At 30.0% G+C, this 13329-nt stretch carries 13 protein-coding genes and 5 tRNA genes; 16 read left to right on the plus strand and 2 right to left on the minus strand.

The annotated features are described in order from the left end of the window. Nucleotides 1-30: 30 nt before the first annotated feature. Nucleotides 31-1341: a flagellar protein export ATPase FliI gene (gene fliI / locus CAMP18497_RS07255; protein ID WP_337213495.1), complete on the minus strand. Its 1311-nt coding sequence runs from the start codon at nt 1339-1341 to the stop codon at nt 31-33. Beyond that, nucleotides 1341-1913, minus strand: coding sequence for a GTP cyclohydrolase I FolE (gene folE / locus CAMP18497_RS07260; RefSeq protein WP_012662169.1), 573 nt, complete (start codon nt 1911-1913; stop codon nt 1341-1343). Before folE ends, fliI begins: the two co-directional genes overlap by 1 nt. 109 nt (nt 1914-2022) lie before the next feature. Between folE and tig the strand changes: the two genes are divergently transcribed. From tig to CAMP18497_RS07340, 16 genes are all read left to right on the plus strand, one after another. Further along, nucleotides 2023-3342: a trigger factor gene (gene tig / locus CAMP18497_RS07265; RefSeq protein WP_337213498.1), complete on the plus strand. Its 1320-nt coding sequence runs from the start codon at nt 2023-2025 to the stop codon at nt 3340-3342. After that, a complete protein-coding gene (clpP, locus tag CAMP18497_RS07270; RefSeq protein WP_039619386.1) occupies nt 3342-3932 on the plus strand; it encodes an ATP-dependent Clp endopeptidase proteolytic subunit ClpP in 591 nt (196 codons plus the stop codon). Before tig ends, clpP begins: the two co-directional genes overlap by 1 nt. A gap of 14 nt (nt 3933-3946) precedes the next feature. Continuing rightward, on the plus strand, nt 3947-4987 hold the full coding sequence (locus CAMP18497_RS07275) for a GGDEF domain-containing protein (protein WP_263724455.1): 1041 nt from the start codon (nt 3947-3949) through the stop codon (nt 4985-4987). Further along, nucleotides 4984-5508 (plus strand): peptide deformylase, encoded by a 525-nt coding sequence (gene def, locus CAMP18497_RS07280; protein WP_039642414.1) that lies wholly within the window; start codon nt 4984-4986, stop codon nt 5506-5508. Before CAMP18497_RS07275 ends, def begins: the two co-directional genes overlap by 4 nt. After that, nucleotides 5505-7013 carry a YifB family Mg chelatase-like AAA ATPase gene (locus CAMP18497_RS07285; protein WP_337213502.1) on the plus strand — a complete coding sequence of 503 codons (1509 nt, stop codon included), beginning with the start codon at nt 5505-5507 and terminating at the stop codon, nt 7011-7013. The genes def and CAMP18497_RS07285 overlap by 4 nt, the downstream gene beginning before the upstream one ends. A gap of 8 nt (nt 7014-7021) precedes the next feature. Continuing rightward, a complete protein-coding gene (locus CAMP18497_RS07290; RefSeq protein ID WP_039619378.1) occupies nt 7022-7711 on the plus strand; it encodes an NYN domain-containing protein in 690 nt (229 codons plus the stop codon). Between the two features lie 2 nt (nt 7712-7713). Beyond that, entirely contained in the window at nt 7714-9054 is a 1341-nt protein-coding gene (gene rmuC / locus CAMP18497_RS07295) for a DNA recombination protein RmuC (RefSeq protein ID WP_337213504.1), read from the plus strand. Then, nucleotides 9038-10384 (plus strand): NAD(P)H-hydrate dehydratase, encoded by a 1347-nt coding sequence (locus CAMP18497_RS07300; protein ID WP_337213506.1) that lies wholly within the window; start codon nt 9038-9040, stop codon nt 10382-10384. The genes rmuC and CAMP18497_RS07300 overlap by 17 nt, the downstream gene beginning before the upstream one ends. Further along, the gene (purN, locus tag CAMP18497_RS07305) at nt 10375-10947 is read left to right on the plus strand and encodes a phosphoribosylglycinamide formyltransferase (protein WP_263724460.1); all 573 of its coding nucleotides are present in this window, start codon (nt 10375-10377) and stop codon (nt 10945-10947) included. The genes CAMP18497_RS07300 and purN overlap by 10 nt, the downstream gene beginning before the upstream one ends. Nucleotides 10948-10988: 41 nt before the next feature. After that, entirely contained in the window at nt 10989-11711 is a 723-nt protein-coding gene (locus CAMP18497_RS07310) for a TerC family protein (RefSeq protein WP_039629122.1), read from the plus strand. A gap of 86 nt (nt 11712-11797) precedes the next feature. Continuing rightward, nucleotides 11798-11875 (plus strand) — tRNA-Pro (locus CAMP18497_RS07315). A 12-nt stretch (nt 11876-11887) separates the two neighbouring features. Continuing rightward, nucleotides 11888-11964: transfer RNA gene (locus CAMP18497_RS07320), tRNA-His, on the plus strand. A 3-nt stretch (nt 11965-11967) separates the two neighbouring features. After that, nucleotides 11968-12044: transfer RNA gene (locus CAMP18497_RS07325), tRNA-Arg, on the plus strand. A gap of 27 nt (nt 12045-12071) precedes the next feature. After that, nucleotides 12072-12148, plus strand: a tRNA-Arg gene (locus CAMP18497_RS07330). Nucleotides 12149-12153: 5 nt separating this feature from the next. Next, nucleotides 12154-12238, plus strand: a tRNA-Leu gene (locus CAMP18497_RS07335). A gap of 101 nt (nt 12239-12339) precedes the next feature. Further along, on the plus strand, nt 12340-13206 hold the full coding sequence (locus CAMP18497_RS07340; protein WP_263674989.1) for a hypothetical protein: 867 nt from the start codon (nt 12340-12342) through the stop codon (nt 13204-13206). Nucleotides 13207-13329 lie beyond the last annotated feature (123 nt).

A 13329-nucleotide genomic window follows, 5' to 3' on the forward strand; every position in this document is an offset into this window, starting at 1 on the left:
TTTATCATAAAAAAGCAAAAATCATTCCAATTATTGCGTATCAATCATTTTTAGCATATTAATTGTATCTTCAAATTCAAAACTTTCTTCAGGATTTTGACTTAAAAATTGTTGCATAAAGTCTTTTTTAGTAATGGCTTGATCAAGTTCTTTATCGGTACCTTTTTGATAAGCACCAATTCTAAGTAAAACTTCATTTTCTTTAAGTAAGGAATTTAAACGCTTAAATTTTCTAGCAGCTAGTTTGTGTTCATCACTAATAATATCCCCCATAACCCTTGAGGCTGAATTTTGTATATTTATAGGTGGATAAATTCCAAAGTCAGTGAGTTCGCGACTAAGCACTATATGCCCATCTAGGATGGATCTACTTTGGTCAGCTATTGGATCACTCATATCATCTCCATCAACTAACACGGTAAAAAATGCTGTTATAGTGCCTTTGCCTTCTTCTTTTCCTGCGCGCTCCATAAGCTGAGGTAAAAGACTTAAAACACTTGGCGGATAGCCTTTTGTCGTAGGTGGTTCACCTAGAGCTAGGCCTATTTCTCTTTGAGCCATAGCAAAACGCGTTACACTATCCATGATAAATAACACATCTTTGCCTTGTTCTTTAAAATACTCAGCCACACTCATAGCGCAAAATGCTCCGTATTTTCTCATCAGCGCGCTATCATCGCTTGTTGCAACGATGATGACAGTATCATCAAGTTTACCACCAAGATTTTTTTGTATAAATTCAGGAATTTCTCTACCACGTTCCCCTATTAAAGCTATGACTTTAATGGGAGCTTTGGAATTTTTTACTATCATGCCCATAAGGGTTGATTTTCCTACCCCACTTCCTGCAAAAATCCCAAGCTTTTGTCCTACCCCGCAAGTTAAAAGCGCATCTATTGTTTTAACACCTACTGGAAAAACTTCCTCTATCAAACCTCGTTTCATTGCATCAATAGGTGCACGCATAATAGGCATAAATTTACTTGCCTCAATAGGTCCTTTACCATCTTTTGGTCGCATAAAAGGATCAACCACTCTTCCTAAAAGTTCATCACTAACACCTATTTGCATACCCGCATCATTAATAAAAGCACGATCGCCTATTTTAAAACCTTCCACAAAACCAAAAGGACTCAAATAGCTTAAATTCTCATCTACTTCTACTACCATAGCCATAGCTTCTTTACTCTCATCTTCACTAGAAACTATTTTAATAATATCGCCTATGCTAGTTTTTAAACCATTTATTTCTATACTAGTACTTGAAATTTTAGTAATTTGTCCAAAAACACTAGCAAGATTTTGTGAAGCAATTTTGCTACGAAGTTTTTCTAAACCCATTAAAATCTAACCTGTTTTGCTGAGTTAATTAAGGTAAAAAATTCTTTTCTTGTTTTTTCACTTTTTAAAAAGCTACCTCTTAGTGCTGAAGTGCTAGTAGTAGAATTTGCCTTTTGTACCCCACGCATTTCAACACACATATGTCTTGCTTCAATAACCACCCCAACGCCTTTTGCACCTACATGTTCCATTAGTGCTTCTGCGATTTGCTCTGTGAGTTGTTCTTGAATTTGTAAGCGTCTTGCAAAAACTTCTACAAGGCGTGGAATTTTACTAAGTCCTACGACTTTTTTATCTGGTATATACGCAACATGCACGCGCCCAAAAAAAGGCAAAAGATGATGTTCGCAAAGACTATAAAATTCTATATCTCTTACTAAAACCATTTCATTGTTTGAACTTTCAAATAAGGCATCATTTAGTATTTGTTTTGGATCTTGTTTATAACCGCTATTTAAAAATTCAAAAGCTTTAAAAACTCTAGTAGGAGTTTTTAAAAGCCCTTCTCTTTGTGGATTTTCCCCAATAATTTCTAACATATTTTTTACTGATTGTTCAAATTTTTCTTGCATTTTTTCTCCATCAAAAATTAAAATTTTAACATATTTTTATTTTTATATAAAGTGATAAGGAAAATTTTGGTATATTATCAAAAAATTTTATTTAAAAAGGGAAAACATTATGGAAGTTACAGCAAAACTAATTGATTTTGCAAATGCAAATGCTACTGTGAAAATTGCTCAAGGAGCTATTAAAGCAGAAGTTGAAAAATTAGCTAAAAAAGCGTCTAAAACTATGAAAATGGATGGTTTTAGAGCAGGAAAAGTTCCTGTTGCTGCTATACTTAAAAGATATGAAAAAGAGCTTACAAGAGATGCGGAGCAAGATCTTTTAAGAAATGCTGTAGATGGTGCTTTAAAAGAAGTTCAAAAAGAGGCTAAAGATTTAGTAGGTGAGCCATATTTTGAAAAATTTGATAGAAAAGATGGTGCTATTGAGGCTCAAATGGTATTATCTTTTAGACCAGAAGTAAAATTAGATGGATATGAAGAACTAGTTCCAACTTATAATACACCAAAAGTAACTCAAAAAGAAATTGATGCAAAAAAAGAAGAATTATTAAAAAGATTTGCTACTCCTGAAGCGATTAAAGAAGCAAGAGCTTTAAAAGAAGGCGATTTTGCTAAATTTGATTTTGAAGGTTTTGTTGATGGTAAAGCTTTTGATGGCGGAAAAGCTCAAAATTATGTTTTAGAAATTGGTTCAAAACAATTCATACCAGGATTTGAAGAAGGTATGATTGGTTTAAAAGCAGGTGAGGAAAAAGATATTAATGTAACTTTTCCAAAAGAATATGGCGCAGCGCATTTAGCAGGAAAAGATGCAGTATTTAAAGTAAAAATTCACGAAATTCAAGAACTTAAATTACCTGAATTAAATGAAGAGCTTTTAAAAAGCTTGTTGCCTGAAGAAAAAGAACCAAGTGTTGAAAAATTAGATGCAAAATTAAAAGAGCAACTAAAAAATGAAAAAATCTTTAAACTTATCAATGATGAGCTTAAAAATCAATTTGCAGAAGCTTTGGTAGCTAAGTTTGACTTTGTTTTACCAAGAAATATAGTAGAACAAGAAACAGATATGCAATTTAGAAGCTCTTTGAGAACTTTAAGCGAAGAAGAATTAAAAGAATTTAAAGATGAGGCTAAATATAAAGAAAAAAGAGAAAGTTTCAAAGAAGATGCACAAAAAAGCGTAAAATTAACTTTCATTATAGATGAGCTAGCAAAACTTAGAAATGTTACAGTAAGCGATCAAGAATTAATCCAAGCGATTTATTTTGAAGCTTATAGATATGGCTTTAACCCGCAAGAACATTTAGACAATTACAAAAAACAAGGCGCATTGCCTGCCATTAAAATGTCTTTAATTGAAGAAAAACTTTTTGCTGATATTTTCAAAAAAAATGACAAAAAGAAAACTGAAAAAGAAAGTGAAAAATAATGAGCTCATACATACCTTATGTGGTTGAAAAAACAAGCAGAGGCGAAAGAAGTTATGATATTTATTCAAGACTTTTAAAAGATAGAATTATCATGCTAAGTGGCGAGATCAATGATGATCTTGCTGCTTCTATCGTAGCTCAGCTTTTGTTTTTAGAGGCTGAAGATCCTCAAAAAGATATTTATCTTTATATTAACTCACCAGGTGGGGTTGTAACTAGTGGATTTAGTATTTATGATACAATGAATTATATTAAAGCTGATGTAAGTACTATTTGCATTGGTCAAGCTGCTTCAATGGGTGCATTTTTGCTAAGTTGTGGTGCTCCAGGGAAAAGATTTGCTTTACCAAATTCAAGAATTATGATCCATCAGCCACTAGGTGGGGCAAGAGGACAAGCAACTGATATAGAAATTCAAGCAAAAGAAATTCTAAGATTAAAAGCAATTTTAAATGATATTTTGGCTAAAAATACTAAGCAAAAGCTTTCTAAAATAGAAAAAGACACCGATAGAGATTTTTTTATGAGTGCGCTAGAGGCTAAAGAATACGGCTTAATCGATAAGGTTTTGGAAAAAAGTTTTAAATAAGGAAAAACATAGCAATGTTAGATGATGATTTATTTGCCGATTTAAATTTAAGTAGTGATCCAACTCCAGCCAAAGAAGCTCCAAAAATTCAAAAAATTAGTGGAGGTGAATTTGAAAAATTTGCAAAGTCTATTTTGACTGAGCTTGTGAAAGATAATGTACCTCCAACGCCGACTAATTACGGAGTTTATTTTCAAAAAATGCTTGAAGAACGTCCGGTAGCTTTTAAGAAAAAAGTTAGTGAGATTATGGAATTTGAGCAAAATGATGATGGTATCAAACGTGCAAATATAGAGCAAGAAATCAAAAAAAGTTTTAGTTCTACTTCGGCATTGTTGCAATACATTGCTATGATTTATAGGCATCTTGAAACAGTTAAAGATATGCTAAGAAGACGTAATTCAGAACTTGCAATTAGCACAGGAAATTTAGCAGTATCTAATGTGATTCACGCGCTTGAAGCAGATCTTTCAAGATTTTCTAGTATTTTAGATAAATATTCAGATGAGATTAAAGAAAATTTTGATGAGGTTAGACAAACTTATAAACATATAGAAGAGCAAAGTGATTTTGACTCTAAATTTGGAGTTTATAATAAAAAATATTTTTTAGAAAATTTAGAAAAAAGCATTGAAAGCAATGCAAAATATAATTATCATACTTCCTTAATATTTTTTAGAGTAAAAGAAGAAATTCTTGAGCAAACTTATACTCAAAAAGAAAAAAATGCTTTTTTAAAAGGCGTGTGTAGAATTTTTAGTAAAAATGTCTCTTCAAGTGATATAGTTGCTCATTGTGGAAACAATATTTTTGCTATGATGATTTCTCATACAAATTTAGAAAAAGCACAAGAAATATGCAATAAAATTTTAGAATCTTTAGAAAATTCAAATTTTTTCCTAGCAGATAAAGAAATAGATGTAGATGTTGAAGTGGCTATAAGTGCTGTTAATCAAGATAGCAAGGGTGAAGAATTAATAGAAAAATGCATTGAAGCTTTAAAAGATTCAGGAAAAAATTTAGAACCCTTTATAATAGTGGAAAAAGAAAAATGATAAGAAAGATAATTACCTATCCGAATCCAAGATTATTTTTAGAGTCAAAAAAAGTAGAAAATTTTGATAAAGATTTACATATACTTTTAGATGATATGTATGAAACAATGATAGCCAATAAGGGCGTAGGTTTAGCTGCTATTCAAGTTGATGTGCCAATTAGAGCTTTGCTTGTAGATATTGGTGATGAAGAAGGTGAGCAAAAAGAAGATAAGCAAACTCTTTTAGAAATTATTAATCCCATTATAACACCTTTAGATGATGAAAAAATTTCTTGCAACGAGGGTTGTTTAAGCATACCAGGTTTTTATGAAGATGTAATGCGCTATAAAAATATACAACTTGATTATCAAGATAGATTTGGCAAGCCACAAAGTTTACAAGCGCATGATTTTTTAGCAGTGGCTATTCAACATGAAGTTGATCATCTTGATGGACATTTATTTATAGAAAAACTTTCTTTTTTAAAACGCCAAAAATTTGATAAAGACTTTAAGAAAAAATCCAAAAAGAACAAATGAAAAAACTAAAATGTGCAAGTTTTTCTACAGAGCTTGATATTATCGATGTAGAATCAACTTTCACAAGAGGTTTGCCAGGTTTTAGTATAGTAGGCCTTGCAAATTCTACTATCAAAGAAAGCACAGAAAGAGTTAAGGCAACTTTACTAAGTCAAAATTTCAATTTCCCAGCTCAAAAAATCACTATCAATCTTAGTCCATCAGATATCCCTAAAAATGGCTCTCATTTTGATTTGGCTATTGCGATTTTGATTTTATTTCAAAAAGAAAATTTAGATGACTTTTTTGTTTTTGGAGAACTTGGATTAGATGGAAGTATAAAAAGTACTGCTAGTTTATTTTCTATCTTACTTTTTTTAAGTGCAAAAGTACAAAATGCCAAAGTAGTGGTACCAAAAGTCATAGCACAAAAAGCTTCGATGATATCTAACTTAACAATCTATGCTTTGGAAAATTTAGTTCAAGCTATGGATTTTTTTAAAGAAAAAAATTATGAGAATTATCATATAAATAATGCTCATCCTTTGTTTGAAAATGCCATAGAAATTAATAATCAAAAATATATAAAAAATTCTATTTATCCTTATGATTTTAAAGAAGTTAAGGGTCAAGAAAATGCTAAATTTGCTTGTATAATAGCAGCTTTGGGTATGCATAATATTTTATTTGAAGGTAGTCCAGGTAGTGGTAAAAGTATGTGTGCTAAAAGACTTCCTTTCATCATGCCACCACAAAGTTTGAAAGAAATTTTAGCCCAAAATGCCTATAAGTCATTAAACTCTTTAGATGATGATTTTAGTGCTAGTAGGGTTTTTAGAAGTCCTCATCATACAAGCACTAGAGCTAGTATTTTTGGCGGAGGAACTAAAAATGCTAAGATAGGAGAAATAGCACTTGCAAATGGAGGAGTTTTGTTTTTTGATGAGTTTCCTCATTTTTCAAAACAAATCATAGAAAGTTTAAGAGAGCCGCTAGAGGATTTTAAAATTCTTATTTCAAGAGTTAATACCAAAGTGATTTATGAAACTAAATTTTTATTTGCTTGTGCGCAAAATCCTTGTCCTTGTGGAAATTTATTTTCTAAAAGTCTTACATGTCGTTGCCAAGAGATAGAAATTAAAAAATATAAAAATAAAATTTCATCTCCTATTTTAGATAGAATTGATCTTTATGTAGCTATGGATGAGATTTCACATGAAGATAAAACAAGTTTAAGCTCTGAACAAATGAGTGAAATGGTTTTTAAAGGATTTTTATTTCAAAAGCAAAGAAAACAAGAAGAATTTAATGCTAAATTAAATGATGAACAGCTGAAACAATTTTGTATTTTAGATTCTACTGCGAATGAAATTTTACAAAAGGCTATAAATTCATATAATCTTTCTCAAAGAGGGGTAAATAAAACCATAAAAGTAGCAAGAACCATTGCAGATTTAGAGCAAAGTGAGTTGATTTTAAAAACTCATATTTTAAAAGCGTTAAGTTTTAGAATGAGAACTACATAGGAGAAAAAATGGATAACAAAAGTGTGGCGATCTTTATTGATGCAGAAAATATTCCTTCAAAATATGCAAAATCAATTTTTGATATCGCTTCTGATTATGGAGAAATCGTTATAAAACGAATTTATGGAGATTGGACACAAAAAAATATACAAAATTGGAAAGAACAAATCGCACAATATTCTATCATCGCTATGCAACAATTTAATTTTATAGCTAATAAAAACTCAAGTGATATGTACTTAATCACTGAGATTATGAGTTTTTTTTATGAAAAAGATATTGATATTTTTGTCATTGTTTCAAGCGATAGTGATTATACTAGTTTAATTCAAAGACTTAAAGAGGGTAAAAAGCAAGTTATAGGTATGGGTTTAAAACAAGCTGTAAAATCTTATGTGAATTCTTTTAGTGAATTTTTTTATTTAGATCAAGATGAATCCAAAGAAAAAATATTAAGCACTAAAGAATATATCAAAGATTTAATCAATATCACAGAAGCCTTAATAGAAGAAAAAGGCCGTGCTGAATATGCTCAAATTCGCACTAATATGAATAGAAAACACGCAAATTTTATCCCTCAAAATTTTGGTTTTAAAAATTTTAGAGCTTTAGTAAAAGAGTTTTTACCACAAATGAAACAATTTAAAGAAGGTAATGAAAAAAATATTTATTTTCTTATTGAAAAAACAAAGGCTTAAAAATGGAAAATATCTTGATAGCCTTTTTAGTTGTCGTAATTTTAGCTTTTATATGGTATGTGTTTAAAAGCCAAAAAGAAAAAGCAAAATTGGAGTTTTTAGACCAAAACAATATAGCATTGCAAAATCAACTTACTAATTTAGAGCTTGAAAAAACTACACTTATGGAAAAAAATTCCAAACTTTTAGATGAAAAAATATTATATTTATCTAAAAATGAAGCTTTAGAAGCAAAATTAGCTCAAAAAGAACAAACCCAGCAAGAACTTTTAAATATACATTTAAAAGAGCGTGCGAACTTAAAAGAAGAATACACTCAAACTTTAATAAAACTAGAAGAAAAATACAAGCAAGGTTTAGCAGAATTAAAACAAGAATTAGAGCAAAATTTACAAAAACAAAATGCTAATATTTTAAGCCAAAACAAACTTATGCTCAATGAAGATACAAAAAAAATCTTAGAAGAAATTTTCTTGCCTGTGAAAAAAAGTGTTAAAGAATACAGTGAAAAACTTAGCCAAAATGAAGTTAGCATTAAAACACAAATCGATCATATGTTTAAATTTAGTCAAAATATAACAGAAAACGCAGATAAACTAGCTAAAATTTTAAAGGGTGATAAAAAAATTCGTGGCAATTTTGCAGAATTGCAACTAAAATCTGTTTTAGAAAATAGTGGTTTGGTAGAGGGCGTGCAGTATAAATTGCAAGAGAGATTTCAAGATGAGGGTAAAACCTATATTCCTGATGCGGTAGTATTTTTAGATAAACAAAAAAGTATAATCATAGATGCAAAATTTTCTCTACCAAGTGATTTTGCTTTTGAAGATATTAGTCAAAACACCTGTCTTGATCTAGCTTATAATCTAAAATCAAGAATTGATGAGTTAGCTAAAAAGCCTTATACGCAGTATGATAAACACACTTATGAGTTTGTTTTGCTTTTTATACCTTATCAAAATATCTTAGATTTGATTTTAAATGTAGATCTTGAAATTTATCAATACGCTTATAAAAAAAAGGTTTATTTAACCACACCAAACACTCTTTTTATGGCACTAAATACGATAAATATTTCATGGAAAAATATACAAAGTAATGAAAATATCTTAAAAGCTTTTGATGAGCTTGGCAAATTTCATGATAAATTTGCAGGTGTTTTAGATGATTTTGAAAAAATCAAAGAAAACATCAAAAGATTAAATACAAATGTAGATAATATGCAAACAAAACTTACTCATGGAAGTGGAAATATCGCTTCAAGAGTGATAAAGCTTAAAGAGCTAGGCGCTAAAACCCAAAAGCTTATAAAATGTGAGATGAGTGATGAAAGCAGTATTTAAAGATAATGTTTCTTATGAAAAAGAGCTTGTTGAAAAAGGTTTGAATGAGTTTTTAATGATGGAAAATGCAGGTATAGAGCTTGCAAATTTGATTAAGAAAAAAAGTAAAAACATAAAAAATGCTAAAATTTTATTTTTGCTTGGTACTGGTGGAAATGGAGCTGATGGACTTGTGGCCATTAGACACTTAAAAAAAGCTTTTGCTTATACTGTGCCATATAAAAAAAGTACAGTGTTTACCAAGCAAGAGCAAATTTTAAAAAATATAGGTTTTAATTTCTTAAAAAAAGAACCTAAATTTAAAGATTTTGACATTATAGTTGATTGTGTTTTTGGAAGTGGTTTAAATAAAGCTTTAGATGAAAATTTACAAAGAATTTTTAAAAAAATTGCTAAAAGCAAAGCTTTAAAAATAGCTTGTGATATTCCTAGCGGGCTTGGACAAGAACTATGTTTTAAGGCTGATTATACTCTTTGCATGGGGGTAATTAAAGAAATTTTATTAGAAGATTTCGCAAAAGAATTTGTAGGTAAAATTAAAATTGCGAATTTGGGTTTAAAACCTTATATGCAAAATACTTCAAGCTTTTTACTAGAAAAAAAAGATTTAAAACTCATTACAAAAAAGGCTAACTCAAATAAAGGTGATTTTGGCCATGTTTATATTTTTGCCAATAAAAGCGCGGGTACTTTAGCTGGACTTGGTGCTTTAGGGTTTGGAGCGGGGCTTGTGTCTTTAGTGGCTAAAGAAAGCTTTTCGCCTTTGATTATGCTAAAAGATGATATTGAAGGCAAAATAAATGCAGCTGCTATAGGTATGGGGCTTGATGATTTAAGTATTTTAAAAGATGAAAGATTAAAAAACATTCCTTTAGTCTTAGATGCAAATTGCTTTCAAAGTGAAAATTTGCTTTCATATCTTAATAGAGAAGATGTTGTTTTAACCCCTCATCCTAAAGAGTTTTCTATGCTTTTAAAACTTTGTTTTAATGAGGATGTAAGTGTAGAAGAAATTCAAAACAAACGCTTTTTTTATGCAAGAAAATTTAGTTCTAAATTCCAATGTGCTTTGGTGTTAAAAGGGGCTAATCCCATCATCGTTCAAAAAGAAAAACTTTTTGTAGTAAATTGTGGCAATGAAGCTTTGGCAAAAGGTGGAAGTGGGGATGTGCTAAGTGGCATGATAACAGCTTTACTTGGAGTTAAATTTAATGCTTTAGAAGCTGCTAAAAATGCAGTATTAGCCCATGCTTTGGTGGCTAAAAATTATAAGAAAAATAAAATTAGTTTTGATGCTTTAAAATTAATAAAGGGGTTAAAATGCTTATAAAATTAGCAGTTTTATTTAGTGGTAATGGAAGTAATTTGGAAAATATTTTAGAAAAATTACATAAAAAAACTTTTGGTAAAAATACCTTTGAAGTGGTTTTGTGTGTATGCAATAAAAAAGAAGCTTATGGCATACAAAGAGCTTTAAAATATAACCTTGATACTAAAATCATAGAACATGAAAAATTTACTTCAAGAGAAGAATTTGACGCAGAATTAGTAAAAATTATAAAAGAAAGTCAAGCAGATTTGACCATCTTAGCAGGATTTATGCGAATTTTAAGTCCTATTTTCACTCAAAATATAAAAGCTATTAATCTTCATCCTTCTTTGCTTCCTTTATTCAAAGGTGCTCATGCTATCAAAGAAAGCTATGAAAGTGATATGAAAGTAGCAGGCATTAGCGTGCATTGGGTTAATGAAGAGCTTGATGGTGGTAAAATCATTGCACAAAAGGCGTTTGAAAAAGCTAATTTAAACTTTGAAGAATTTGAAGATAAAATCCACCAGCTCGAACATACACTTTTGCCTGAAACCATTGTAAAAATTTTTGAAAATGATTAATTTTTCATCATTATAATTACGCTTTTGTTTAAGGAAAGTAAATGTTTGAATGGATTTTTAGTGTAGATGCTTGGGTGGTATTGCTTACTCTTACAGCTTTGGAGATTGTACTAGGTATTGATAATATCATTTTTCTAGCGATTTTAGTTTCTAAATTACCACCAGAACATAGAGATAAGGGTAGAATTCTAGGTCTTGCTTTTGCGATGATTACTAGAATTTTATTGTTATTGTCTTTATTTTGGGTGATGAAACTTGTCACACCTTTATTTAGTATATTGGGTAATGAAATTTCAGGTAGAGATTTGGTGCTTTTGCTTGGAGGTTTGTTTTTAATAGTTAAGTCTATTAAGGAAATTAAAGAAAGTATAATGCACCAAGAGGAAAGTCAAAGTAATATAAAAATTAGTAATAAGCTTTGGGTTGTAGTTGCTGAAATAGCTGTGATAGACATAGTATTTTCTCTTGATAGTGTTATTACTGCTGTGGGCATTGCTCAAGATATAGAGATTATGATTATTGCTGTGATTATTGCAGTTTTAGTTATGCTTTTTGCCTCTAAACCAATTGCAGATTTTGTAGAAAAATATCCAAGCATTAAAATCTTAGCCTTGGCATTTTTAGTAATGATAGGCTTTGTTTTAGTATGTGAAAGTTTTGATATCCATATAGATAAAGCATATATTTATACAGCTATGGCTTTTTCTTTGATAGTAGAAATTTTAAACATCATTTCACAAAAAAAACAAACAGACAATTCTTAAAATATTTAGCATTTTTTATGCTAAATATTTTTTTATCTTGACTTTTAATATTTTTTTATGTAAAATAACGCTTTATTTTTGTACATCGGGGTGTAGCGCAGTCTGGTTAGCGCACTTGGTTTGGGACCAAGGGGCCGAAGGTTCGAATCCTTTCACCCCGACCATTTTTATAAATGGTGAGTGTAGCTCAGTCGGTTAGAGCATCAGATTGTGGTCCTGAGGGTCGTGGGTTCGATTCCCATCACTCACCCCATCAGCGCTCGTAGCTCAACTGGATAGAGCGACAGACTTCGGATCTGTAGGTTATGGGTTCGATTCCTATCGGGCGCACCATAAGCCTATTGTTACTTTTATTTTTATGCGCTCATAGCTCAGCTGGATAGAGCAACGGCCTTCTAAGCCGTAGGTCAGAGGTTCGAATCCTCTTGAGCGTACCACTTTTGCGGATGTGGTGAAATTGGCAGACACGCCAGACTTAGGATCTGGTGCAGCAATGCGTGAAGGTTCAAGTCCTTTCATCCGCACCACTACTTTAAAATCCTTTTAAGCATTTAAAGTTTTACAATTCATCTTAATCATATTTATAACAATAAGTTAAATTTATAATATTATAAAATAGGAAGATGTCATGATAAATACATATCAAGTTAAAATTATCGAAAATTTTTGCAAGGATAAATTTAAAAAAGATACAAGAACAAAAGATTTTTTTCATACCTTTTTGGCTCAAAATTTAGAAATTTATACCAATATAGAAGATCAAAAGTATGCCAAAGATACAATATTAATATATAAAATTTTTGATATATGTATTATATGTATAAAAGATGGAGTCTCTGTAAGTCAAGAGTATTGTCAATTTAAAAAAGGTGTGATAGATCATATAGTTGTATATATTGATGAAAACATGAATGATGGTAAAATATCGCAACTATTAAGAGGTAGTTCTACATTAAAAATAGATAAATCAAATTGTTATGATAATCCAGATATTAAAGTTGTGTTTTCAGAAAAAGGCTTTTTGTTTCAGGCTAGATTTAATAATTGTGAAAGTAAATTTAACGATACAATGACTATGTTTGCGCTTTCTTTGGCTTATCGTGAGAAAATGGAGTATTATTTGAATTTAACTTCAAGCATTATAGATAAAGAAAATTATCATGATGTTATTGATATTAAAAAAGATTTTTATGTTTTTAATCTAAAGTATTTTTTTAGTAATCCAGTGCACTATAACTACCAACAAAAACATGCAATATGGAAAATTATATTTCAATATTACAATATTTTAGAGCAACATCAAGAACTTAAAATCCAGATAGAAAATCTTGTTGATATTTTACATATTGAACAAAATCAAGAAGAAGATAAAAAGGAAAAAATAAAAGAGAATAAAAGAAAAAAAATCGAAATGATTTTTTTGATTATCGGTGGTTTTGTTACTTTAGCTTCGTTAGTTAGTGCATACAAAGACGCTATGGAACTATTTGGTTAAAACCGTATATTGTTTTGGCAAAACAAGTGTTTTAACTTTATGGTTAAATATGTTTTATGCAAAAATTTAAAAGCCTTGCTAAAATTTTTGGAGTTTTTTATCCTCTTATATCTCTTATTCTAT

The organism is Campylobacter sp. W0066.1 (assembly GCF_024723635.1).
GTDB classification, from domain to species: Bacteria; Campylobacterota; Campylobacteria; order Campylobacterales; family Campylobacteraceae; genus Campylobacter_D; species Campylobacter_D lari_C.